This is a genomic window from Lawsonia intracellularis PHE/MN1-00 (assembly GCF_000055945.1).
In the GTDB taxonomy this organism is placed as follows: domain Bacteria; phylum Desulfobacterota; class Desulfovibrionia; order Desulfovibrionales; family Desulfovibrionaceae; genus Bilophila; species Bilophila intracellularis.
In genome coordinates this window covers 1,212,145-1,239,001 of sequence record NC_008011.1, presented here as the reverse complement: position 1 = coordinate 1,239,001, position 26,857 = coordinate 1,212,145, and the positions used below count along the sequence as shown (strand labels likewise).

Sequence of the window (26,857 nt, the reverse complement as noted above, 5' to 3'; positions counted from 1 at the left end):
ATAATTTTATAAAATTACTCATTAACAACTTGGTGAATTATGTAACCTTTCTTACTATATCTAAAATTTATACTACTAATTATAATCTATAAAATTTATAGATTATAATATAAATATAATAAAAAGGGGGAATTCTCCCCCAATAAAACAATTATTATTTCCGCAAGCCAAGTTTTGCAATAACATCACGATAAGATTGAATATTTCTACTTTTTAGGTAGCTAAGTAACTTTCGACGACGACTTACAAGTTTTAATAACCCTTGACGAGAATGAAAATCTTTTTTGTGTAACTTAAAATGCTCTGTAAGAACTTCTATACGAGCAGTTAATAATGCAACCTGTACCTCTGGAGAACCTGTATCGCCCTCATGTTTAGCATATACATTAATAATACTCTTTTTTTGTAATGCATCCATTACCACAGCAATTTCCTCATATTATAATTTTAGGTTTTATGTCCATAATCCTCTGAGTAAAGTCCATACAGCTCCATTAGAAGTATTCATTGCTTCAGCAAGTGCTAAAGGTGTTCCATCTTCCAGCAAAAGTACTGTCTTTTTACCTGAGAGACATGTTGTATCTCTTCTAAAAAGGGGAATACCATTTTTAATCTGTGAAACCTCACTTTTATTAACAACAACAATTGACCAGTCAGGCAATGCTGCTGTAATAGGAATAATCCGATCTAGTAATAAATCTGGATTGGTTACAAGATCCTCAAATGGAATTGCTGTATCAAGCCCAAAAGGATAACTATACTCTCGAGTCAGCTCTGTGAGAACAGCCCCACACCTCATTCGCATCCCCAAGCTGTGGGCTAGAGAGCGTATATAGGTACCAGAACTACATGTAACTCGAAAGGTTACATATGGGAGGTTAATAGTAAGAACTTCCACACATGAAATTTCTATTTTCTTTGTTTTATGTGGAGTGTTTTCCCCTTTACGGGATAAAGCATATAAAGGCTGCCCCTGATATTTAGCAGCAGAATATGGTGGGATAAGCTGCTTGTTTATACCTTTCCAAGAAAAAATATGTTCCCTAACCTCTTCTGAAGTAATATGTTCCCAACTCTGTGTTGTAAGGACTTTTCCTTCTCTATCCCAAGTATCTGTAGTTTGTCCAAAACAAACTGTTGCCTTATATACTTTTTCTCCTCCTTCAAGAAGATAGTTAAAAATTTTTGTCCCATGTCCTAAAAGGATAAGCAACACACCTTGTGCCATAGGATCTAATGTTCCTGCATGGCCAATTTTTCTTTGCCCCATTTTTTTTAAATAATACGTACAAGCTGCTGAAGTAATTCCTTGAGGCTTATTTACAACCAAAAGACCATGATATTGTTCCATCTACTAAAACTCATACTCTCTTTTGCTTCACAAGTCTACTTATCTTGTTATATTAATTCCAAGCAATAATTCATGCAACAATATTTTTTATATCCTTGACAAGAATCTATTGAATTCCTTGTAAAGCCCAGTTATTATAGTGCCTATGTATAATAATTTGCAGAACACACCACCTATGTCCTCTATAGTTACAAAAACTTATACACAAAATTCTCCTCCCTCTGTAATATTTACTATTTCTAACCCGAATAGTATGACTTATTTTGGACAATATATAGCAACTCTTCTTGTAAACTATTCTTTTATGCCTGTTATTTTACTCTACGGAGAAGTTGGAAGTGGCAAAACAACCTTTACTCGTGGATTAGTACAACATTTCCTGTATAATGAATATGCTGAAGTCTCAAGCCCTAGTTTTACTATTTGTAACTATTATCCAACAAATCCTACTGTTATACATTGTGATCTTTATCGCTGCTCTCATACAATCCCTGAAGAGATATATGAATTGCTTTATGATCACCAAGGGTTAGTAATCATAGAATGGGCAGAATATCTCCCAGAAGAACTATTTCCTACTGAGTGTATTATTTTTTCTCTTTCACTAGATGAAAAAAATACTCGACAAATATCGTGTTATCATCATGGAGTAATCTCAGCTAAAATTATTGACTCTCTGATACAACATCAACAGGTAATCCAATTAAAGCTAATGAATACACAAAATCTCTCTTCACCTATAGTATAACTCTATGCAAATTCTTGTACAAAAATTTGGAGGAACTTCTGTTGCTACATTAGAATGTCTAAAACAAGTGCAACAGAAAGTGACTAATGCTCTTAATAACGGATTTAAAGTTGTTGTTGTCCTTTCAGCTAAGGCAGGAAAAACAAATACATTATTAGAGCTTGCACACTCATGTGCAGAAAACCCTGACCCTTTAGAACTTGATAGTCTTCTTTCTACTGGGGAACATGCATCTATTACACTTTTTAGTCTATTACTTAACAAGCAAGGTATAAAAACACGTTCCTTACTTGGTTGGCAAATTCCTATCTTAACAAATAATGACTTTGGACAAGCAAGGATTATTTCCATTAATGGAGACATGCTTTATAAGCAGCTTAAAAATTATGATGCTCTTATTATAGCAGGATTTCAAGGAGTTACACAAGAAGGACAAATCACTACCCTTGGACGTGGAGGTTCAGATACCTCTGCTGTAGCTATTGCGGCTTCTTTAGGCTCATGCAAATGTGAAATTTATACAGACGTGGAAGGTGTTTATACAACCGATCCAAACTTATGTACAAAAGCTAGAAAGCTTGCATATGTTAGTTATGACGAAATGCTTGAAATGGCCTCTATGGGTGCTAAAGTATTACAGATTCGATCTGTAGAGTTTGCAAAAAAATACAATGTCCCTATAAAAGTACTTTCTACATTTAGTAACGCATCAGGAACAATGGTTACTCAGGAGAATTCAATTATGGAAGCTGTTCTTGTTTCTAGTATTGCATATGATAATGATCAAGCACGTGTTACTCTCTGTGATATTCCACATCACATTGGAACAGCAGCGTCAATATTTGGGCCTCTAGCTGAACAACACATCCTTGTAGATATGATTATTCAAGCTTCAAGTAGAAATAATCTGACAGACATAACTTTTACTGTATCTCGTAAAGATCTAACTAGAGCATGTAATCTAATGGAAGAGCTAATTAAGTCTATTGGAGGGAAAAGCGTTGAATGTGCTACTAATGTTGCAAAAGTTTCTCTCATTGGTGTTGGTATGCGAAACCATGCTGGGGTTGCTGCAAAAGCTTTTAATGCATTAAAAGATGAAAATATTGATATTTTATTAATTAGTACATCAGAAATAAAAATTTCTTGTTTAATAGAAGAAAAGTATACAGAGCTTGCTGTTCGGACACTCCATGATGTATTTGAATTACAAAATGATGTTGCTAGTCTTTCATAGGTTCTGATATGTTAAAAACTAATTAGTTAATGAGCCCATTATACTAGTATAATGGGCTCATTTTATATCATAATTATATGAATAGAGTTTGTTATTTATCACCTAAGTATTTTGTACCATCCCATTCAATTTCAGCTTTTGGTAGTACTTTTAGATACTTAAACCAAGGGTTTGTTTTAAGATACTCTGGATCTTGTTGTAATTTACGAGACATAACCAAAATAGGTGGAACTATTTCTTTAATATCTCCTTGAAGGTTTGGCCCAATGGCATATTTTGTTGCCTCCATAGCCAGGTTAATAGCTTCTTGACTATATTGTATTGAAGATGCCAAGGTATTCAATGCTTTTACAGGGTTATGGAATCCAACTCCATTTTCAGCAGATACATAATCCCAGAATAGTTGTCCTTTACGGATCATATCTCTTGCTTGGATCATGAGTTGATCATAATTATTAGCTCTTGGACCTGTATATTCATCAGCTAACCGTACTGCTTCATGGGCTTTTACAGAAAGCTCCTGAGCTATCAACAATTGATCAAATGTTGCTTTTTGGACAGAAACAACACTCTCTTTTAAGAACTCTGGACTTTTATCAGCATGACACTGACGACATGCCCTCATCTCTGGGTCTTTAAGAGGAGATGTCCAATAGTGACTAGACATCTTTTGACCATTCTCTCCTCGTATATAAGGCATATGACAATCAGCACATGTCACACCAGCTGAACCATGAGGACCATCAATCCATGTCTCATATTCAGGATGTTGAATCTTAATCATAGGTGTTTTTGAAACTGGATGTATCCAATCATAAAATTGGCCTTCAAATCCAGGAATAGTAGAATCACCATGTTCTTTATAATATTGATACATATCTTCAGGATTAAATCCTTTTGCCCATGGGAAGACTGGTTTAGCAGGCACACCTGTCTTTTCAAAGTAGTATTCTACATGGCACTGTGCACAAACTAACGAACGCATTTCTTGCCTTGAAAGTTTATCAGGATCTTTTCCTACAGATACTAAATAATCTTTAAGAGGTTCACTATAAAGCTGTAGTTCCATTGTCTGTGGATTATGACAATTGACACATCCTACAGTATCATCTTCTGGATGAAGTCGTTCACGGAACTCATTCATATCTTTTGACCAAAATGCATTACCATCATCTTTGGTCCACTTAAGCATCTGTGGAGTCTTACAGTTCCAGCAAGTAGCAGGAAGACCACTTTTAAATGCATAACGATTAGGACGATCTGAGTCTAGGACATCTCCTATAGCATGAGTATGGCCCCGAGATTCACGATAATCATACATAAAAGGATAACCTAGCCAAAGATTTTTCAAATAAGGTTGTGCATACTTGTATCCTTCTGGTAAAGGATCTTTATTATCATTCTTCATATAAGGAACGGAGCCCTTATATACTGTCATAATACTACTTTCATTATTCAATTCATATGATGCATAATGTAAAGGAAATATTTTTTTAAAAGCAAGATTACCTAAATGATCTGCAGGTAATCCTGTGTTATATTCTGGTGTTTTTAACTCTGTATCTACATCACCACACCCAGAAAGAACAACCACTAAACAAAGTAACAGCCCATATACACTCTTTAATATAATTTGATTAATCATCGGCTACTATCCTTTTACTGATTGGCTGCATATGCATGTGTTTCATATCACGGTGACAATCCACGCAATAGGGTTTTGCCTCTGTACTTGAGACAGTCATATTTGATATAGCATGACATGCCTTACAGTTTTCATTAACTACTTCTTTTGTTTCTGTTCCTGGAATAATCGGTAACTGTGCATTCCCAATTGTATTCATATAAAAATCTCGGATTCCCTCCTTTGCTTTAAATGGAATTTTTCTCCATAACTCATGTGGTGCATGGCAATCATTACAAGATAAGTTAGCATGTATGGATAACTTATTTGTTACTGCTGCCTGCTCCATTATGTGACAACTTGCACAAAATGGCCTTGAGTCTGTTACCTTCATACCCCAGTTAATCCCCACAATAACAATTATCCCCAATATAAAGCCGCCTAAAAGATACTTAAACCATGGACTTTTCCATAGAGACTCTTTAGACATCTTTACCCCCTAGTAAAGCAATATTTAGCTGCACAGTTACTAGATTAGAATAAATATTGTTACTATTTTCACACTATGTCAAGTAGCTTTAATAAAAACACCTAGAATATGAATACAATATGAAAAATTATAATTAAACTAAAAGATATAAGATTAATACATATGGATTATTCAACAGTAATTAACTAGCATAATAAATTATTATATAATATATTATGAGATAGTTAAATTATTATTTTGAATAAAATAATAATAGTACATACTTTTTTAAATTCTATTAAATATATTATATATAATATATTTAATGCTAACTATTTTATAATCTCATTCAAAATAGTTACAATAATAGAGGTAACAGTTGTTTAACTGCAATTATGATTCCAAATTTATTACATTGTATTATTTTTATAGTTTGTTATTTTTATTTAAAAATAAACCTGTTTGTTATTTTTTTCTCAATTATTTTACTTTATTTCAACCTAATGGTTAATCCACTAATATTAGAATTAGTGATATCAACAAAATAATTATAAACTAAAAAAGCAGAAACTCTGCTTTTTTAGTTTATATAGAAGAATATATGGTAAAAAGATAAAATGAAAAGATAGCTCTCTATTTCTCAGAAAGAGGATATAATTGACGGAAAACAACTTTATCACCAGAAACTACTTCTATAAGTAATTTACTCTTTTGTGCAATTGCATCCGATACTGGCAACTCAGAATCTATGAACATGCTTTTAAAGCGTGTTATACGAAAACTTGTATCAGAACCAGAGAGCGCATACTTTTTCCCATCATTAGTAATAAGTGCAAACTGAACGTGGCCAGATAATTGAGGAACTTTTTCTGTATTAAATAAACTTATTTGTGCTTGAATACGTTTTCCTTGTATAATCTGCTTTTGAACGTTTTCAACTTTGACAACTCCATAGTCAATGAAAGAACTTTGCTCTCCTGTTGTATGAGCACTTTTTCCTGTAACTACTGAAGGTTGTATAGAAGTAGTATGAATATTCCCTTCATAATTTTGCTTATCACTTGAATGAGATTCAAAAGCATGCGATATTTCCTTAACCCCTGAACCAGTGGATGTTGGTACTATAGAAGACTGGGGGATAGCTTTAGGAGGCATGATTGTACCCATAGATGAAGAATTTTTTGCTACTCCTTCATTCTCCTCTATAGTTTTTTTTACATCCTTTTTTTCTGATGTATTTACTTGGCGTTCTTTCTGTAGCTGAGGATTATCAACTTTACTACCAAGTGCAGCATCTTGACGTTTTAATAATGCTTCTAATGTAGCAAATCTTTCTAACTGAACACGTAATTCATCAATCTGAGTTTGGTAAGCAAGTTTTTCTTGTTGCCAGTTAGACATAGATTCCCAAGCTTCCCAACCAACCCATAAACCTATAAGACCAGCTATAGGAGCTAAAATTGTAAGTATTACTAGTAGCCATAGACCTCTTTTGCTTATACGTATACTACGTGCTTCACCATCGTCATGCATAAGAATGAGGCTTAACATGCTACTTTTTGTATTCATTGTAGTATCTCACTCCAATCTTCACGGACAATAACCCATGATTTGCCAGTAGGACGTAACAATAATGTCTTTATTCCTTTATCACTATAGGCTAACGCATCATGAAACCTTTGTGCCATATCAACCTGAATACCATCTTTTACAGCCATAACACGCAGACCTGTTAAAAAGACTTCTTTTGGCTTCCTTGTATTCCAAGTTGATCTTTTATGCTCTATAATTGCGTCTTTTCCACGCCTATCACCCTGAATAGAATCTTCGGCATAATAAACAGCATACTTTTCAACATCCCCTGTTTCCCAAGCAAACCTCCAATCTTCGATAAAAGCTGTAATTTTGGAAGTTATACTTTCTAAATATGAAGATTCTAAATCAAGCTCCTGAGGAATCCACTTCATACCAACAATCTTTAATTCACCTTGTTCATTTTCCTTCCAATAAAGCTTGCGAATGCCCTCTATAGAACTATTAGGCATACGTAAATATTGATGAAACCATGAAACCCAATATTCTGCTTCCTTTTCAACATGGATCTCTCCACAAAAACTATCTACCCACTGGTTTACTTTAAATGAGTTTACTTCTTTATCTTTATATTCCTGAAAAGGAATACCTTGGAATACTGTATATGCTTCAGGCCAATAAAAATCAAAAAAAGTTAACGATCGTTTTACCCAAGCATCATTCCACTGAACTGTCCTATTCTTTAACTGACTAATATACGAAGTACCTTCCTGATTTCTTGGTTTTCTAAGAGATACATTATCCCTTCTTCCTGGAATCATGCTAGAATGCATTTCAGCAATAGCTATTTTATTTACTTGAAAGATATCTTTTATACTTATAAAAGTATTAAATGTTGTTAAGTGGATACCTATAGTAAAAAAAAAAGCATCCTCCAATTATTAATAAATAAAAATAATATTTATTTCTGACTTCTTTTATTTTATTAAAATAACTCATAATACATACAACTAATCCTAAGTATTAAATTACGGAACTCCAACCCATTGGAACTAATAAAAAGTTAACTATAATAATTACTATATACTATAAATTCAACTTCACTTTATAAAACAATAAGAAAGCATGTATTCAATATACAATAGGCTATACCATAAAAAAAGAAAGACCTCTACCTTTAAAAAAACATTTCCTATTAATATATAATGAAAATATAATATAACCTTATTAGTTGAAACCTATTTTTTAAGGATTAACTTACTATCAATCACTAAACTAGGTTAAATAACATTATAGACTAGTTGCAAGGTCTACAAGCTCTTTACGGGTAAAAAGAGATCGTAATTCATAACCAGCTTCCTGAAGAAATTCTTTCCCTCCTTCTTCACGATCAAATATTGTACAGAGAATAGCAATAGTCAATCCGGAAGCTTTAATACGTTCGCATGCTAAAAGTAAAGAGTTTCCGGTAGTTACAACATCTTCAATAACAGCAACTCTATCTCCAGAATGGACGTTTGCAAGACCTTCGACATATTGAGCAGTTCCATGTAACTTTGCCTCTTTACGGACAATAAGTCCTGAAAGAGGCCTATCTAATTCATATGAAATAACAGTTATTGCTGAAATAAGAGGATCAGCACCTAAGGTCATTCCTCCCACTGCCGAAATATCTACATCAACAAGTAATGCATTAAGAAGATTTCCTATTAACCAAGCCCCTTCAGGATGTAATGCTGTTTGTCTGCAATCAAAATAATAATCGCTCTTACGGCCTGAACTTAAAGTAAAATTTCCTTCTTTATATGAACGTTCAAAAAAAATTTTTGCTAATCGTTTTTTTAAAATATCCATTACCACACAACCTAACTATTAGTTTCCTAATTAATTTTTCTTATTTGCTTGATATTTCTGTAAAGTAGATTCACCAAATATTCGCCCTAATATAACTTTTTCATAACGAAGATAAAAACTAGTATCGAATAACTTCTCTAACATTTCTTGACCTAAACAAGATACAATATTTGTATCATCCATAATAACTTCTTGAAAAGGTTGTTTAGTCTCCCAACTCTGCATAGCATTACGCTGTACAGAAACATAAGCTTCCTGACGACCCATCCCAGATTCTATTAGAGCATTCAAAATTCGTTGTGAATAAAATAAACCAAATGAGGCCTGCATATTACATTCTATATTTTCTGGAAGAACGATTAATTCATCTAATATCCCAGATAAACGATGAAAGATATAGTCCATCAATATAGTTGTATCAGGCATTATTACACGCTCTACTGATGAATGACTAATATCTCTTTCATGCCATAATGCTTGGTTCTCTAATGCAGCAAGAACATTTCCTCGGATAAGGCGAGAAAGCCCTGTCATGTTTTCTGCAGAAATTGGATTTTTTTTATGAGGCATAGCAGAAGAACCTTTTTGTCCCTTCTGAAAACCTTCCTCTACCTCTCGTACTTCTGTTCTTTGTAAGTGACGTAATTCTACACAAAGTCGCTCAATACTTCCTGCTGTAATAGCAAGAGCTGTGAAATATTCAGCATGACGGTCTCGCTGTATAACTTGAGTAGAAATAGTATCAGGTTTAAGCCCAAGGATATCACATGCAATAGTTTCAACTTCTGGAGTGAGAAATGTGTATGTACCAACAGCACCTGAAAATTTTCCAACATGAATACCATTAAATGCTTGTACAAAACGCTCTTTATCTCGTTGGATTTCAGCAAAAAAATTAGCAAACTTTAAGGCAAATGTTGTTGGTTCAGCATGAACCCCATGTGTTCTACCCATACAAAGCAACCCTTGATGTTTTAATGCAAGGGATTCAATAGATGTAAGTAGCTTATCAAAACCTTTTAATATAAGCTCTCCTGCCTCTATAAGTAAAAGTGACGTTGCTGTATCTACAATATCAGATGAAGTACAACCTAAATGAATAAAACGAGCTTCTGGTCCTATTTGCTCCTCTAGAGCTGTTAAAAATGCAATAACATCATGATGTGTAATACTCTCAATTTCAAGTATACGATTCACATCAATCACAGCACGTTCCTGAATGGTCTTGAAGGCATCATCTGAAATTACACCCAACTTATTCCAAGCTAAACATACTGCTAGCTCTACACGTAGCCATGTCTGGTAACGATTGTTTAACGTCCAAATACGACCCATTTCCTTACGTGTATAACGATCAATCATGTAAACCCTAACCTTTATAATACCTCAAAGGATATAATTATTACTTACTAATAGTTGCTTCATTACTGCTTGTTACTTCACTTGATGCTGTTACAGCAGACTTAGTGTTCTGTTGAACTTTAGGCTTTTCTTTAGATGTTTTTTGAGGCTCACTTATTGAAGGTGTCTTATGAGTCTCTGTAGAACTACTTCCATCACCAGAAGACTCTAATGTAGTGCTAGAAGAGTCAGATGACACCTCTGTTTTATCGGAAGTATTTTTTTTGTTCTGCTCTTCACTTTTTTTATTTCCATACTCTGTTACATACCAACCACTTCCTTTAAGGATAAACGCTGTATTAGAAATAAGTTGTTTTGCATCTCCACCACAGTTGGGACACTTTTTATGTTCATGAGATGACGCATTCTTTGACCACTCTTCAAAGGTATTATCACATTGTGTACAATAATATTCATAAATTGGCATATACTAGCTCCACAACATGTATGGACTTAAAAACAACAGCGGTGACGATAAACGAAACCGCTGGTCCAATGATCATTAAAAAATAATGACACAATTTATTTTCATAAATTAAAGACTAAAAATTTACTTAGTAGCTTTAGCAGCTTTATTCTCCTTGATACGCTTCTTAAGGCGTTTGGCACGACGTTGACGCCGTCTATCAAGTTCTTTTTTACGTTCAATTTTTTTATGGGCCATGTAGGACTCCTAAGTTACAATTAGTTAATATATAATAGAGAATAAATTATTTGTCTAGCAATAACTCTAAAACACATTACACACTGCTACTATATACATAGAAAAAGAGATAATATAACTAAACACATAATTATTATTCCCAACTGCCTCCTAATGCTAAACAAACTTGTACAATAGAAGATAGGCGATCACTCCAAGCACTAGCAAGATCTAGTTCACTTTGAAAAAGAGCACGTTCTGCATCTAACACATCAAGATAAGATGTATAACCATTATCGTAAAGAGTACGTGCAAGATGTACAGCTATACGTAACTCTTTCACCATTCGTTCAAGTGAATTAACTATATTCTTTGATTCATATTGCCGTATAAGAGCATCATGAATATCTTTAAAAGCATTTTGTACTGTTTTTTCATAGTTAGCTAATGCTTCACGTTCTTTTGCCTGGGCTGCTTCCACATTATAGTATACCTGACCAAAATCTAAAATAGGCACAGTTCCAGTTTCCCCATAACTCCATGTTTTTAAAGGATTTTTTAATAAATCACTTAAATGTGGGCTTACAATACCAAATAATCCTGTTAATGAAATAGATGGTAACCAAGCTGCTCTTGCCACACCAATATTTGCACTAGTAGCTTTTAACGTATATTCAGCTTGACGTATATCAGGACGTCTTTCTAAAAGCTCTGAAGGAATACCTTGAGGAATAACAGGAATACAAGATAAATCTTTCATAGATACCCCACGCTCAATTGCTGTGTCCATAATTAACCGTGGAGAACGGCCTAACAAAACAGATAAAGCTGTTTCAGCATTCTCTTGTGCAATACGTTTTTGATAAAGTGCTGTACGTGCTGTCTCAACTTCTGTTTTTGCTCGAGTTAAATCTAATTTGTTAATAAATCCTTTTTGATATTGTGCAGTATAGATACTTAATGCATCTTCACGTGTTTTTACTGTCCTCTCTGCAATAGAACATTGTAAGTCAAGGCTCCTCAACAAAAAATAAGCATTTGCTGTTTGGGCAGCAATAGAAAGAAAAACACCCTCTTTTTCTGCTTCTGTAGCCATTAATTGAGAAAATGCAGCATCTTTGGCATTCCGTATCTTTCCCCAAATATCAATTTCCCAACTTGCTGAAAAGTTTGCGCTATATGGAGATTGTCCATCTGTAACCCTCTTATGATCTACCCATACAGGTGTTGCTTGAGCATTTCCTGAAAAATGTGGAAACAAATCTGATCGAGCAACTCCTAACTGAGCTTGTGCATAATCTACTCTGGCCACAGCTGCAATTAAGTCTCTATTATGCTGCAAAGCTTCTGCTACTAAAATATCAAGTGTAGAATCATTAAAGCGTTTCCACCACTGCATAGAAGCAGGAACTCCTGTCTCTGGTGAACTAACCCATACCTCAGGTAACTCTAAATGTGGTCGATTGTAATCTGGAGCAAAAGAGCAACTTGATACAATAACACATGTTATAATACAGAGTAACAATCTTTTCATGGATTACTCCTGAGTGGATTTCTTACTTGAAAATTTTTCTGAAATCACCATAATCCAGCGGAAAAAGAATGGGATAAATAATGGTGCAATAATCGTAGCCAATAACATCCCACCAATAACACTTGTTCCTATTGCATGACGGCTGGCAGCTCCAGCTCCGGTACTAATAGCAAGTGGAACGCATCCAAGAATAAATGCTAAAGATGTCATAATAATAGGACGAAAACGTAATCGTGAAGCCTCTTCAATGGCATCAATAATATTCATTCCATCTAGACGATATTTTTCTACTGCAAATTCAACAATCAAAATTGCATTTTTAGCTGATAAACCTACAAGTGTAATTAGAGCAACTTGAAAATAAACATCATTTGCAATTCCTCTTAACCAAATGGCTAAGATAGCACCAAAAGCTGCAAAAGGAACTGCTGTTAATATCGTCAAAGGTAAAGACCAACTTTCATATTGTGCTGCAAGGATGAGAAATACCATAATTAAAGATAAAAGAAGTACAAATGATCCACCACCGCTCACAACCCGCTCTTGGTAGGAAGAACCTGACCACGCTAATGTATACCCTTCTGGTAAGACTTCTTTTGCTACAGACTCAATAGCATCCATAGCCTGACCAGAACTATATCCAGATGCAGGACTTCCCATTATTTTAGCAGCAGGAAAACCATTAAAACGTTCTATAATTTGAGAGCCAGCAATAGGTTTTACCTTTAGTAAAGAGATAATAGGCACCATCTCTCCATTCCTATTACGAACATAAACTTCCTTTATATTTTCTGGAAGAGCTCTGTAGTCAGACTCCGACTGTGTATATACACGAAATGTTCGACCATATAGATTAAAATCATTAACATAATAGGAGCCAAATGTAGACTGCATAGCTGAAAAAACATCTGAAATACTAACTCCCAAAGTTTCAGCTTGCTCACGATCAAGTTCTATAAATAACTGTGGGGCATTTACACCAAATGAACTATTTAGTCCTTGTAACTCCTTACGTCCCCGAGCTTTTTGAAGTACCTTCTGTATCATAGTATAAAGCTCAACTTCACTAGCTCCTATACGATTTTGCACCCACAACTCAAACCCGCCAGTATTACTCATACCACTTATTGGTGGAGGATTAAAAGCAACAACATATCCTTCAGGTATCTCACTACCTAGCCCAAACACTTTCCGGACAATAGCAAAAGAAGATTCATCTTTCTTCTTTCGCTCTCCCCATGGTTTAAGTGTAACAAATATTGTAGCAGCATTTGTTTTAGAAGCACCACTAATAGCATCTAATCCAGAAAAACTCATAACATGCTCTACAGAAGAATCTTTAATAAGCTGTTGCTCAAGGATACTAGCAGTCTTAGAAGTACGAGAAAGAGAAGCTCCATCAGGCAGCATAACTAAAGATATAAAATATCCCTGATCTTCATCTGGAACTAATCCACTTGGAACAATTTTTATAAGTGCTGTGGTTCCTAATAATACTAAACAAAAAAGGCAAATAGTTAATAAAGTACGACGTAATAAAACCTTAACAATATGAATATACTTTCCTGTTATATTAGCAAACCAATCATTAAAATTTTTAAAAAAACTACTAGTTGTTGGTTCATAATTTCTTAATAAAACAATACATAACGCTGGAGTAAAAGTTAATGCTACAACACCTGAAATCACTACAGAGACAGCGATAGTGATTGCAAATTGTTGGTACATACGTCCAGCAAGGCCGCCTATAAAAGCTACAGGGATAAAAACAGCACATAACACAAGCACAATAGCAATAATAGCACTAGTTACTTCTGACATTGCTTTAGCTGTTGCTATATGCACTGGCTGCCCTTCAGATATATGTCGCTCAACATTTTCTAATACAACGATTGCATCATCAACAACAATTCCAATAGCAAGGACAAGTCCAAACATTGTTAATGTATTAATAGAAAAACCTAATAGATGCATACCTGCAAACGTACCTACAATAGACACTGGTACTGCCAAACAAGGTATAAGTGTTGCTCTCCAATTCTGTAGAAATAAATAAACCACTAAAAAAACAAGAAACATTGCCTCACATAATGTTTTAACAACTTCTTTGATAGCAATATTAACAAATGTAGTTGTATCGTAAGGGATATCGTAGGCTACACCAACAGGAAACTGTGTTGATAATTCTTTCATCTTAACACGAACAGCTTCAGCTGTTGTAAGTGCATTAGCACCTGGTGCTAAAAAAATGCCTATAGGAATAGCAGCAAGTCCATCTTGCCTACCTGTAAAATTGTAAACTTGAGCACCAAGTTCTATCCGTGCAATATCTTTTAGCCGTAAGATTGATCCATCAGGCTCTGTACGAAGAATAATATTTTCAAATTGTTCTGGCGTTTCAAGCCGACCCTTTGTAATTATCTGCCAAGTTACCCCAATAGACGAAGATACAGGCTCATCCCCAATACGTCCGGCACCAATCTGAATATTTTGATCATTAATAGCATTAATTACATCATTTGGTGTAATTTTTAACTGTTCCATACGATCTGGTTTTAACCAGACTCTAATAGCATAATCTTGTCCTGCAAAATTTTGAACATCCCCTACACCAGGAACACGCTTTAAATCATCAACAATGTTAAGTAGCGCATAGTTACTAAGAAAAATTGTATCATAGCGTTCATCTGGAGAAGTAAGAAAGACAATTTGTAAAATTGCTGGAGATTTTTTTAAAACAGAAATCCCTGTTCGCTGTACGTCTTGAGGAAGTTTTGGAGTTGCTAATTGTACCCTGTTATTAACGTTAATAGTGGCCTCTTCAGGATCTGTACCTACATCAAAGGTAACAGTAAGAGTCATAGTACCTGTTCCTGCACTAACAGAGTTCATATAACTCATATTATCAACGCCGTTCACTTGTTCTTCAAGGACTGAAGCAACACTTTCAGATACAGTATTAGCACTTGCACCATTATATGTTGTTTTTATCTCTACCTGTGGAGGTGTTAAATTAGGATACTGCTCAATTGGCAAAGAAAAAATAGCTAATATCCCTATAAATGTAATAAATAATGAAATAACAGTAGAGAAAATAGGACGGCGAAGAAAAAATCCTTCTTTCACTTCTGTAATATTCTCCTTATTACTCATTACTTCTTACCGCCTGCTTCATTCATTGCGGGTTGTATAGATTCTTTTAGACGTACAGGTTGACCAGGGATTGCCTTGTTATTCCCTTCAACAATCACACGATCTCCATTGGAGAGTCCACTATATACAAAAAAATTTTCTCCATAATTTTGTCCAATTCTTACTGGACGCATCTCTACTTTATTTTCCTTGTTAACAACTGCCACCACAGTACCTTTCTGTGTTTGAATGAGAGCTTTCTGTGGTATTAAAATAGCATTTACTAATATAACACCTTGAACATTCACACGTACAAATTGTCCTGGTAACACATGAGCGTCTGGATTAATAAACTCTGCCCTAGCTGCAACAACACTGGTTGATGGATTCACTTGTTTATCAATAAAAGTTACTTTACCTGTTTCTTTATATATACTTCCATCTGCTAATGTCATTGTTGCCGTAGGATTATCAATAGTAAGAAGATTTTCAGACTTTAACATCTTTATATGCATGTATTGAGGACTTGGAATAGAAAAATTTGCATATATAGGATTTACTTGATTAACCACTGTAAGCAAACTATCACTAGATGAACCTGCCGTAATAAGATTACCTATTGTCTTATTTTCTTTACTTGCATAACCAGAAACAGGTGATTTTACATAAGCATATCCTAATTTAATTTTAGCTTCTGTAACTTCAGCTTTTGCAGCATCAAGATCTGCCTTTGCAGCATTATAAGAAGCTACAGCACTATCACGATCCTTTTGACTAACGGCATTCTTTTTATACAATGGAAGAATACGATCGCGTTCCTGTTGAGCTTGAACAAACTTTGCTTTAGCTTGCTCCATCATACTTTGGGCTTGCTCTAAGTTAGCTTTATAGGTATCAGGTTCTATTTCAAAAAGAAGCTGTCCTTTTTCAACATATTGCCCTTCTTCATAGGCTCTATTCATTAAAATGCCTGAAACCTGAGCACGAACTTCAACAGACCTTGAGCCTTCTGTTTGTCCAACAAATGTTAAAACAATAGGCGTATCTTTTGATTCAATGGTCATCACTTCAACAAGTGGAGCTGGCATACTTGCTTGTTCATTTGAAGAACAACTTATTAACCCAGCACCAATACCCCATAAAATGATTAGACCTTTTAATAAAAATAAACCATGCATAGGAACTCCTATAAAAAGAAACACCCTATAAATAATTTCTACATTAATACAATTAATTATAAAAAACTATTTATTAACAGTAGGAGACAATCTCCACTACATTACGCAACTAAACTTTTTTCTTCAACTAACCTAGCTTCTTATATATAAGAAGATATAATAATCCGTTGATATAATAAGAAAAAAATGTTCTTTTTTAAATATGTTAGTAACTATTTTACCTAATTAAAAAATTTATAATAGTCTTAATCCTATAATACTAACTAACCATCAAATGTTATATTACTAAAGTTCTGACTTTATTCTAACCTACTTTCTAATTCTTGCAGCTTTCTACTAACAATTCATTAATAAAAAAGCAAAAAGCTTGTTGTATGGTATACCCCCTCCACAACAAACTCTAACTACTATGTATCTCTTTCTAAATCTGTTAGTCTTTTGACTATCTACCAAAGCTATATAATAAGGGTTACTCAATGAAAAAAAAGCATGCTTTGTATGAAGAAAACTATTTTCATCTTTTTAACAATAGGGTTGTTACACCTTCATACTCCCTGGGCTTACCCTTCTTTAATCCACCCATTCCTGATTCAACATTATTTAACCCTTTAGCCTATCTCTTTGGTAGTATTTATTATCTTTATAAGGGCATATGGAGAAAAGCTTTAATACTTCTTGCACTTAATATTCCTGCTATGTTCCAGCCATTACCTATTATACAACCACTTACTACACCTTTAGAGATCATCTCTTCTATATGTTTAGTCATAGGGTGCTTTATACTTTGTATGATGATATTTCTTCAATATACTGAGGTTATAATAGGGCTTATTATTTTACTTCTACCAATATTCATATACTATTGTTTTCTTTCTACTAATCAACATATTTCAATCATTGCTACTATAAGTTTTTGGTCAACATTAACTTCATTATTTATATTTTTTCTACTTAGGAAAAAAAGTAACCAATTAGTATTAATTCTTTTAATCGGCATTATTGGTTGGATGGTTGGGGTATCTCCACAAACATTATTATGGTCATTCTTTACTGTATTACCCTACACTCTTGCTGGAATTATGGGTAAATATGATGTATACCGTAGTAAAGTATTACATGAAACATTCTACTGGTAGATTACTATTCAATATTTTTTAGATAAATTAACTATTGTGAACCATCACTCTTCAAAAAGTACTGAAGAGTTCTTATGTTTCATCCTTTCTGCATACTTACGTAACTTTTTGGCTTCCATAAAATCTGGACGTACTTTTAGTGCTGCTGAAGCCGAAACAATAGCCTTTTCCCAATCTCCCCAATCAATATATAATCTCCCAAGATTAAAAAAAAGATTAGGATCTTTCCCTAAATACTTAGATGCCCTGAGATAGTATTTTTCAGCTATATCAAACTTTCCAACTTTACGTAGTGCTATTCCAATGTAATTATAAAGGTATGCTAGCTCAGGATTAATAGTTAACGCTGTCTCTAAGTATATAATTGCATCTTCATAATACTCATATTTAAGATACATTTTACCAATCTGGCCCATTAATTCTGGATCATCTTTAAATTCTTTAGCAAGTTTACTAAAAGCTTCTCTAGCTTCTAAAATATTTCCTTTTTCAAGCTGCTTCTGCCCCTCATTAAACAATCTCTCTCTGCGTGTTTCAAAATCTTTTAATGCTTCTTTTGCAGCATCCTGAATAGTTGAATCTACAACTGTTAACAACTCATAAACATCGCTCAATAATTGGCGCTCTTGACCTTTTGTATATATAATAGTTAGAGGAAAAATTTCACGCACCTTTGGATGCTCCATAATACTTCCTAAAGCATCATGAAGCATATGTTCAAACTCTTCTTTTTCTGCTTTTAATAATGGTGTTTTTATAATCACTGTTATTGCATGATGTAATGCCTGAATAGCAGGAAGGATTTTATCCTTACGTAACTGTGTACGAATCTGGCTAAGTTGCTGTCTGACTCGTGTCAATTCGTTGGACATAACTACCTCACTTCCCTCACACCAATTAACTAGGCTTCTTTTTGTTAATTCTTAAGTTAAGAAATATTAGCATAATAAAATTATACCCAAGAGATAACATCTTGATTAATCCCACAAAATATTCAACTAGCCACAGAAAAATAATGTAAATTTTACTAAAAAGTTCTTCACTATTAAAGTTAGCATCCTAACTTTAATAGTACTACCTCCTTAAAGCGAGTAAAAAAATATTGGCTATCCATAGGACCTGGACTTGCTTCAGGATGATGTTGGACTGCAAGAATAGGTTTTGTTTTATGAATGAAACCTTCTAACGTATTATCGTTCAAGTTAATATGAGTAACTTCTATATCATTATTACTTTCAAAGTTTACACAAAACCCATGATTTTGTGAGGAAATTTCTATATGACCTGTAGCAAGATTTTTTATAGGATGATTAGAACCATGATGACCAAAAGTCAATTTTCTTGTAGTACCGCCAACAGCATGCCCTAATAATTGATGACCAAGACAAATTCCTGCAATAGGATAATACTCCATTAATTCACGAATAATTTGAATCTCATCTATAAGTGTTCCAGGATCGCCAGGACCATTAGATAAAAATATAGCTTTAGCCCCTGATGCTTTTACTTGCTCTAAAGAAAATAATGGTGGTACCATTAATGGATCAAAACCTGCTCCTTCTAGCAACCGAATAATATTCCACTTAATACCATAATCATAAACAATAAGAGGTATCTTATTTTGTTTCCAAAGAAAACTTCCATCCTCTTTAATATCAGCAGGTACAACACATTGCCCATACAACACCCATGGGGAATTAGGAGCAACCTTTGTAACATAATTCTGCCCTTCCATAGAAGGAACTTTCTTTACTCTTAATATAAGATCATTAGGGTCTGTTATCGAGGTAGAAATAATACCCCTCATTGCTCCGTTTATCCGAATGTGTCTTGTCAGTGCTCTAGTATCAATACCTTCAATCCCAGCTATGTTATATTCTTGTAAAAATTTAGGTAAAGATGTTTCAGACCTCCAGTTTGAAGGGTTTCTACAACACTCTTTAACAATTAATGCAGATACATGAATTTTTTCAGACTCCATATCTTCTTTATTAATACCATAATTACCTATTAGAGGCCATGTCATACATACCATTTGTCCATAGTAAGATGGATCAGTAAGGATTTCTTGGTAACCTGTCATTCCAGTATTAAAAATAACTTCACCACTACTTTCACAGTGACCATTAATAGATTGACCTTCAAGAATAAATCCATCTTCTAGTGCTAGCAAAGCTTTCATTAACGACTTACTGCCTCCATTCTTTGAGCTAATAATCCTTGAACAATTTCTAAATCTTCTACTGTATCAACACCCTGAGAAGTATGGTTAGTGTTTACTACACGAATTGGTATATTATTCTCTAGCAACCTTAGTTGTTCTAACTTTTCAAATTGTTCTAATTGGGACGGTGGCAAATGAACGAATTTATCCAACGTATGCATACGAAAAGCGTATAACCCAATATGACCTAAGTAATATCCATCAGTATCGTTATCTCTTAAATAAGGAATGGCTGCCCTTGAAAAATACAAAGCATCACCATTAGAAGACACAACAACTTTAACTTGATGAGGTAACATTGCTTGATTTGCTGTAATTCTTGTAGAAAGGGTAGTAACCTGAATAGAAACATCAATAAATGGCTCCACTAGTTGTTGAATAGCTTCTGGCTTTACTAATGGTTCATCTCCCTGGATATTTACTACTACAGAGTCAGGTTCTATATTCATCTTTATAGCTGCTTCATACACACGATCTGTACCACTAATGTGTTCAACACTTGTCATAACATAAGGAATTGATAACTGATGGGCTGATTCAGCAATTTCTTCGCTATCTGTTGCTAATACAACAGATCTAAAAATATTAGATTCTACTGCATTCTGATATACATACCAAAACATAGGTTTTCCCCAAATATCTATTAATGGTTTCCCAGGAAGACGTGAAGAACCGTATCTAGCAGGAATTATTCCATAGTATAAAGGGGATATTTGACTCATTTGTTATTATTACCACTCTAGCTAATGTTAATATTATATAACCATCTTAATTATAAAAGTCCTATTTTTCATAAAAATTCTTTATTTTCTTATAACGTAACCTTTATTATACAATTTCTTCATACTAATACAATAGTATTATGTATATAGAAAACAACGAACAAATCTATTTTTTTCTACTAGTTCTGTCTGTTTTAATACCGTAAGTTGAGGAAGTTCTTTACGACAAATTGGCATAACTTTTGGACATTGAAGATGAAAAGGACAACCAGATGGAGGGGAAAGAGAGCTTGGAAGTTCCCCTTTTAGTAATCTATATGTTTTTCGAGAAAAAGGATCAGGAATAGGGATAGAGTCTAATAAAATTTGCGTATATGGATGTGCTGGTCTTTCAAACAAAGATTTTGTTGGGGCTAACTCTACTATTCTTCCAAGATACATAACTGCAACCCTATCACTCATATATCCTACTACAGCTAAATCATGAGAGATAAAGATATAAGTCAAACCAAAATGTGCTTGAAGATCTTTTAGTAAGTTTAATACTTGTGCTTGAACAGAGGCATCTAAAGCCGATACAGCCTCATCACATACAAGTAATTCAGGATGAGCAATAAGAGCTCTAGCAATAGCTATACGTTGACGCTGTCCTCCAGAGAACTCATGAGGATATCGATCTTTTTGTTCTGGTTGAAGACCTACAAACTCTAATATCTCTAATATACTTTCTAACTTTTTCTTTGCAGATACCTTTAAAACTGTTAAAGGTTCTGCAATAGAAATTCCTATAGGTAAGCGTGGATTTAAAGAAGAAAATGGATCTTGAAAAATCATCTGTAATTTATGTCGAAGAGCTTTTTTGTTCACTGAATCAAAAATGGATTGACCATTAAAAAACAACTCACCGCTAGATGGGTGTAATAACCCAACAATCATACGGCTTAATGTAGACTTTCCACAACCTGATTCACCAACAAGACCAAAAGTTTCACCCTGATAAACTGTTAGTGAAACCTCTTCAACAGCATGTACATATCCTTGTATACGTTGCCATACACCATGCCTTATAGCAAAATGTTTTGTTAAACTATTACATTCTATAAGAGGTTTAGTATAGCTATTCTGATTCATTAAATTATCCAGATAAAACCTACAGACCTATAGTTTTCTTATATTTTATAGGAATAACATACCCTTTTTCCCACAAAAAGATAAGGTTAATTAATTTTTATTACGTAAAGTTAAACCAAGTTCACGTAATTGTTTTGAAGAAACAAAGTCTGGCGCTCCTGTTAAAGGACAAGCACCCTTTTGAGTTTTTGGGAATGCAATAACATCTCTGATAGACTCAGAGTTACTCATAAGCATAACTAATCTATCTAATCCAAAGGCAATACCACCATGTGGTGGCGCGCCATACTCAAGAGCTTCTATAAAAAAACCAAATTGTTGTTGAATATCTTCTAAAGAAAATCCTAAATCCTCAAACAAATGACGCTGTATCTCAGCTTGATGAATACGTATGGAGCCCCCACCTACTTCATTACCATTAAGGACCAAATCATATGCTCGAGCTTTAACTTCTGCAGGATTAGTCTTCATAAAATGAATATCACTTTCTTTAGGTGCAGTAAAAGGATGGTGGCAAGAAACATAACGCCTTTCTTCCTCACTGTATTCATAAAGAGGGAAGTCTGTTACCCACACAAAAGACCATGTATTTTGAGGGATTAATCCTAAATAGTTACCTAATTGAACACGTAAATTACCAAGAGCAGCATTTACAACTTCAGGAGAACCTGCCTGGAAAAATAATATATCTCCTTTTGATACATTCAGTTCTATAGAAAGCTCTTCTTTTTCTTTCTCTGATAAAAACTTTGCAATTGGTGACTGCCATTCCTCTTCATTAATTTTGATCCATGCAAGTCCCTGTGCTCCATAATTTTTTACAAACTCTGTAAAGTCATCAATTTCTTTCCGACTTAATGAAGCTCCTCCTGGGACCCTTATTGCCTTTACAAGCTTTGCATGTGAAAACAATTTAAACTCTGACATATGTACTATAGATGTCACATCATGAAGCTCTAACCCAAATCGTATATCCGGCTTATCCACTCCATATTGCTTCATTGCTTCAAACCATGTTATTCTTGGGAAAGGAAGTGAAATCTCTGTAGATAATGCTTCTTGAAAAAGAGTTTGCATTAAATGTTCGGCACATTCCATTACCTGTTCTTCGTTAACAAAGCTCATTTCAATATCAATCTGAGTAAACTCTGGCTGTCTATCAGCACGTAAGTCTTCATCACGAAAACATCGAGTTATCTGAAAATATCGATCTAAACCAGCAACCATACATAACTGTTTAAAAATCTGTGGAGATTGAGGAAGAGCAAATAACTTCCCATGATATAAGCGACTTGGTACTAAAAAATCTCTAGCCCCTTCAGGTGTAGACTTTGTAAGAAATGGTGTTTCTATTTCTAAAAAACCGTGAGAAGATAAATAGTTTCGTATAATTTGCATAGCATTACTACGCAATATAATATTTTTCTTCATGACTGGACGACGTAAATCTAAATATCGCCACTGCAAACGGAGTGTTTCTCCTGTTTCAATATTATCTTCTATTTGAAAAGGAGGTGTTTTCGAAATATTTAAAAGCTTCCAAGAAGAAACTAAAATTTCTATTTGTCCTGTTTCCAAATTTGGGTTAATCATCCCTTCTGGACGCATACGAACAATTCCATCAACAGCAATAACGTATTCAGGACGAATAATATGTGCTGTTGAATGTGCTTCTAAAGAGCTATCTGGACTAAAAACAACTTGGGTTATACCAAAGCGATCACGTAAATCTACAAAAATTAATCCACCATGATCCCGACGTGATTGTACCCAACCCATTAGTATTACATGCTTTCCAATATCTTTTATTGATAACTCACCACAGGTATGACTACGCTTCCATCCATCACAAGACTGGCATATTATAACCTCTTTTTTGCTTTCAGACATTACACATCCTCTTTTTTCCTCCCAATATTATTTACTTAGCTTTGTTATGAAATAAGAACTGACCTTATCTAAAGAAATTTTTTCCTGGACTCCTGTATCCATATTTTTAATAGAAATAGAATTCAATGCTAACTCTTCAGTTCCTAATAACAAACAATAACGTACTCTTGCCTTATTAGCATGTCTCATTAAACTTTTCATGCTACCTAAGTTGAATAACATTTCGCCACTAAAACCTGCTTTATGTAATTGTGAACTAATAGAAAATGCTTTATCTTTTCCTTCAGCGATAAAAACACCAATCATAAAATCAGGCCTTGGCAAGTCTTTTCGTGGGAGAAGCAATGCTAGCCTCTCCATACCACAAGCAAAACCAATACCAGGGATATCAGGACCACCAAGCTGTGCAACCAACCCATTGTAACGTCCTCCCCCAGCAATGGCTCCTTGAGAACCTATATTAGAAGAAATTACTTCAAATGTTGTACGCATATAATAATCAAGGCCACGTACAAGACGATGGTTAATAATATATGGAATATTCTCTAAGCTTAAAAGAGTTGTCACTGTTGAAAACTGATCAAGACAGGTTTTACATTGATAGTCTAAAAAGTGAGGAGCTTGACTTGTCTTTTCTTTACAAAAAGAAACTTTACAATCTAGTACTCTCAATGGATTTGTTTCTTTTCTACGCTGACAATCATCACATAAAGTCTGTGTGTCAAGCTGATCAAGCCACTTCTGTAATATATCTTTATATAATGGCCGACAATCAGCGCATCCTAATGAGTTAATTTCTAATCTAATATCCTTAATCTCTAATGCTGTTAAAAATTGCATTAACATAATAATTATTTCAGCATCTATATAACTATCTGTAACTCCTAAACATTCACAATTAACTTGATGAAATTGTCGCATTCGCCCCTTTTGAGGACGTTCATAGCGAAACATGGGTCCTATACTTAAAAATTTAGACACAGCTTCTTGTGTATATTTTTTATTTTCAATATATGCTCTAATAATGCTAGCTGTTGCTTCTGGTCGTAATGTAAGTGATCGATTTTTACGATCTAAAAATGTGTACATTTCTTTTTGTACAATATCTGTTTCTAAACCAATACTTCTACAAAAAAGTTCTGTCCGCTCAAGAAGAGGTATTCTTAACTCTTCATAATTATAAAGAGAAAAAATAGCTCTAGCAGTATGTTCTATGTATGAAAACATATTACTTTCTGGCTGAAATAAGTCAGAAAAACCTTTAATAGCTGTAATTATATTATTCATAGTATCACCACAGTATCTGTGGTAAAAGTGAAGGGAAACATATGGTTATCATATATAAATATATGAATAAATTGTCTGCATATAATTGTCAAAATATTTTGAAATAGACTATAAAATAATAATAATAATAAATAAGTTAAGTATCAACTATTGCATATATACAATGACTTTTCTTGCAGCAACCTCTCTAACTAACGTTAGGTTTGTTGTCAGCATAAGACTAATGTATTATAATTTTGCTTAACGTACCTATATCTATAAAAATATTTCTATATAGTCCCGTTCTCTATTAATCAATCCATATGGAGATACAAGCAGCTAAAAATAAAGCCATACAGTACCAATTTTCAATTGCTATAGAAAATGGAGAAACCTGTGAAATGGATCCTGCAAGTAATAACTGTGCACCATACGGGATAAGCCCTTGGATGACACACGAAAAAATATCTAATAAACTAGCGCTTTTACGGCAACTAATCCCATGTTTATCAGCAATTTCTTTACTCATCTTCCCTGTTAAGATAATTGCTACTGTATTATTAGCAACACATAAGTTAGCTAAAGTTACAAGTAAACCTATACACCATTCTCCAACCTTTGGAGATTTTCTTTTTGATAAATGAGTTACTAAAGTATCTACCATTTTTAAAAGCCAGGCAATACCACCATGATATCTTATAAGCTCTCCAAGGCCCCCGATAAGCATTGATAGTACAAATATTTCATTCATCCCCAAAAAACCTTTATAGATATCTTGGGCCCAAATTAAAAAAGAATAATTTGTAGTGCTTAAACCTAATATTCCTGAAAAAAGTATCCCAACAGCTAACACTACAAAGACATTCATACCTATCATAGCTAAAGTAATAATAACAAGATATGGTAAAACTTTTATAAATTCATATGACTCGTTATGCACCACATAGGAAGATGTACCACTAGCCCAAAGTAAGAATATAGTAATTAGTGCTGCTGGTAGTGCTATCAAGAAATTCATCCGAAACTTATCTTTCATCTCACAATTTTGACTACGTGTTGCAGCAATAGTTGTATCAGAAATAAAAGAAAGATTATCACCAAACATAGCTCCACCTATAACTACTCCCATAAGAAGTGATAGGCTAATATCTGTTTGCTGCCCTACTCCAACAGCAATAGGAGCTATAGCAGCAATAGTTCCCATACTTGTACCCATTGCTGTAGAGATAAAAGCTCCAGTAAGAAAAAGACCAGGTAAAATCATTGAAGGAGAAAGAAGAGAAAGACCAAAATTAACTGTAGCTGAAACACAACCAATAGAAGTAGTTACAGAAGCAAATGCGCCTGCTAATAAATAAATTAAACACATAGTAACGATATTAATTTCACCCATTCCATAGAGAAATATCGTTATATTTTTGCTTAAATTAGACTTCCCCTGTAATACGCTTATACAAATAGCTGGGAGGATAGCGACTGTTGCTGAAAGCTGATAAAAAGCCATCTCTGTTCCCATAAAAGTTAAAAATATACCAGTCCCAATAAAGAGGGTAAGAAATATAACTAGCGGGAATAATGCAACAACATTTGGTTTTTCAGTCTCATCAATCATCAAAACAACCTAAAAGTGATGGGATATAGATTCTACTCTAGAATTCATATTAACTAAGAGTAACTAAAAACTATTTATTATTTTTAAGTAAATAAATATAAGAATATTATTCTACTATCCTTAATAAAAATCAACAACAAATCACTCATTATTTATGTTCTTGTTTAGATTA

Annotated in this window: 22 protein-coding genes; 3 read left to right on the top strand and 19 right to left on the bottom strand. The window is 34.0% G+C overall.

The window, feature by feature from the left end; translation table 11 throughout:
• Positions 1-154: 154 nt before the first annotated feature.
• Together rpsO and truB are read right to left on the bottom strand one after the other, a co-directional pair.
• Positions 155-424: a 30S ribosomal protein S15 gene (gene rpsO / locus LI_RS05495; RefSeq protein WP_011526353.1), complete on the bottom strand. Its 270-nt coding sequence runs from the start codon at positions 422-424 to the stop codon at positions 155-157.
• A gap of 30 nt (positions 425-454) precedes the next feature.
• Positions 455-1,351, bottom strand: coding sequence for a tRNA pseudouridine(55) synthase TruB (gene truB, locus LI_RS05490; RefSeq protein ID WP_011527088.1), 897 nt, complete (start codon positions 1,349-1,351; stop codon positions 455-457).
• A 157-nt stretch (positions 1,352-1,508) separates the two neighbouring features.
• Here truB and tsaE point away from each other — a divergent pair, with 157 nt between their 5' ends.
• Both tsaE and LI_RS05480 read left to right on the top strand, forming a co-directional pair.
• Entirely contained in the window at positions 1,509-2,099 is a 591-nt protein-coding gene (gene tsaE / locus LI_RS05485; RefSeq protein WP_172633679.1) for a tRNA (adenosine(37)-N6)-threonylcarbamoyltransferase complex ATPase subunit type 1 TsaE, read from the top strand.
• A gap of 4 nt (positions 2,100-2,103) precedes the next feature.
• Positions 2,104-3,336, top strand: a complete 1,233-nt coding sequence (locus LI_RS05480; protein WP_011527086.1) for an aspartate kinase — start codon at positions 2,104-2,106, stop codon at positions 3,334-3,336.
• Positions 3,337-3,427: 91 nt separating this feature from the next.
• Here LI_RS05480 and LI_RS05475 read toward each other — a convergent pair whose 3' ends face one another.
• From LI_RS05475 to LI_RS05430, 10 genes are all read right to left on the bottom strand, one after another.
• Complete coding sequence (locus LI_RS05475; RefSeq protein WP_011527085.1) at positions 3,428-4,981, bottom strand: ammonia-forming cytochrome c nitrite reductase subunit c552; 1,554 nt, start codon at positions 4,979-4,981, stop codon at positions 3,428-3,430.
• Positions 4,974-5,450 (bottom strand): cytochrome c3 family protein, encoded by a 477-nt coding sequence (locus LI_RS05470; RefSeq protein WP_011527084.1) that lies wholly within the window; start codon positions 5,448-5,450, stop codon positions 4,974-4,976. Before LI_RS05470 ends, LI_RS05475 begins: the two co-directional genes overlap by 8 nt.
• A 612-nt stretch (positions 5,451-6,062) precedes the next feature.
• Positions 6,063-6,998 carry a hypothetical protein gene (locus tag LI_RS05465; RefSeq protein WP_011527083.1) on the bottom strand — a complete coding sequence of 312 codons (936 nt, stop codon included), beginning with the start codon at positions 6,996-6,998 and terminating at the stop codon, positions 6,063-6,065.
• Positions 6,995-7,900 (bottom strand): YybH family protein, encoded by a 906-nt coding sequence (locus tag LI_RS05460; RefSeq protein ID WP_011527082.1) that lies wholly within the window; start codon positions 7,898-7,900, stop codon positions 6,995-6,997. Before LI_RS05460 ends, LI_RS05465 begins: the two co-directional genes overlap by 4 nt.
• Before the next feature lie 352 nt (positions 7,901-8,252).
• Positions 8,253-8,816: an orotate phosphoribosyltransferase gene (gene pyrE, locus LI_RS05455; protein WP_011527081.1), complete on the bottom strand. Its 564-nt coding sequence runs from the start codon at positions 8,814-8,816 to the stop codon at positions 8,253-8,255.
• A gap of 30 nt (positions 8,817-8,846) precedes the next feature.
• Complete coding sequence (purB, locus tag LI_RS05450) at positions 8,847-10,178, bottom strand: adenylosuccinate lyase (protein ID WP_011527080.1); 1,332 nt, start codon at positions 10,176-10,178, stop codon at positions 8,847-8,849.
• A gap of 40 nt (positions 10,179-10,218) precedes the next feature.
• Positions 10,219-10,644 (bottom strand): FmdB family zinc ribbon protein, encoded by a 426-nt coding sequence (locus LI_RS05445; RefSeq protein ID WP_011527079.1) that lies wholly within the window; start codon positions 10,642-10,644, stop codon positions 10,219-10,221.
• Between the two features lie 370 nt (positions 10,645-11,014).
• On the bottom strand, positions 11,015-12,394 hold the full coding sequence (locus LI_RS05440; RefSeq protein ID WP_011527078.1) for an efflux transporter outer membrane subunit: 1,380 nt from the start codon (positions 12,392-12,394) through the stop codon (positions 11,015-11,017).
• Positions 12,395-12,397: 3 nt separating this feature from the next.
• On the bottom strand, positions 12,398-15,547 hold the full coding sequence (locus tag LI_RS05435) for an efflux RND transporter permease subunit (protein WP_011527077.1): 3,150 nt from the start codon (positions 15,545-15,547) through the stop codon (positions 12,398-12,400).
• Positions 15,547-16,704 (bottom strand): efflux RND transporter periplasmic adaptor subunit, encoded by a 1,158-nt coding sequence (locus tag LI_RS05430; RefSeq protein ID WP_015353804.1) that lies wholly within the window; start codon positions 16,702-16,704, stop codon positions 15,547-15,549. The genes LI_RS05435 and LI_RS05430 overlap by 1 nt, the downstream gene beginning before the upstream one ends.
• A 476-nt stretch (positions 16,705-17,180) precedes the next feature.
• Between LI_RS05430 and LI_RS05425 the strand changes: the two genes are divergently transcribed.
• Entirely contained in the window at positions 17,181-17,840 is a 660-nt protein-coding gene (locus LI_RS05425; RefSeq protein WP_011527075.1) for a hypothetical protein, read from the top strand.
• 44 nt (positions 17,841-17,884) lie between these two features.
• On the opposite strand, the gene LI_RS05420 is transcribed toward LI_RS05425, so the two are convergent.
• The 7 genes from LI_RS05420 to LI_RS05390 all read right to left on the bottom strand — a co-directional run bounded on the left by LI_RS05420 (position 17,885) and on the right by LI_RS05390 (position 26,685).
• A complete protein-coding gene (locus LI_RS05420; RefSeq protein WP_011527074.1) occupies positions 17,885-18,712 on the bottom strand; it encodes a tetratricopeptide repeat protein in 828 nt (275 codons plus the stop codon).
• Between the two features lie 179 nt (positions 18,713-18,891).
• Positions 18,892-20,022: a glutamine-hydrolyzing carbamoyl-phosphate synthase small subunit gene (gene carA, locus LI_RS05415; protein WP_011527073.1), complete on the bottom strand. Its 1,131-nt coding sequence runs from the start codon at positions 20,020-20,022 to the stop codon at positions 18,892-18,894.
• Entirely contained in the window at positions 20,022-20,786 is a 765-nt protein-coding gene (gene kdsB, locus LI_RS05410; protein ID WP_011527072.1) for a 3-deoxy-manno-octulosonate cytidylyltransferase, read from the bottom strand. The genes carA and kdsB overlap by 1 nt, the downstream gene beginning before the upstream one ends.
• Positions 20,787-20,924: 138 nt before the next feature.
• A complete protein-coding gene (locus tag LI_RS05405) occupies positions 20,925-21,917 on the bottom strand; it encodes an ABC transporter ATP-binding protein (protein WP_011527071.1) in 993 nt (330 codons plus the stop codon).
• Positions 21,918-22,007: 90 nt separating this feature from the next.
• On the bottom strand, positions 22,008-23,807 hold the full coding sequence (gene aspS, locus LI_RS05400; RefSeq protein WP_011527070.1) for an aspartate--tRNA ligase: 1,800 nt from the start codon (positions 23,805-23,807) through the stop codon (positions 22,008-22,010).
• A 27-nt stretch (positions 23,808-23,834) separates the two neighbouring features.
• Positions 23,835-25,094 carry a histidine--tRNA ligase gene (hisS, locus tag LI_RS05395; protein ID WP_011527069.1) on the bottom strand — a complete coding sequence of 420 codons (1,260 nt, stop codon included), beginning with the start codon at positions 25,092-25,094 and terminating at the stop codon, positions 23,835-23,837.
• Between the two features lie 289 nt (positions 25,095-25,383).
• Positions 25,384-26,685: a Na+/H+ antiporter NhaC family protein gene (locus LI_RS05390; protein ID WP_011527068.1), complete on the bottom strand. Its 1,302-nt coding sequence runs from the start codon at positions 26,683-26,685 to the stop codon at positions 25,384-25,386.
• Positions 26,686-26,857: the final 172 nt, after the last annotated feature.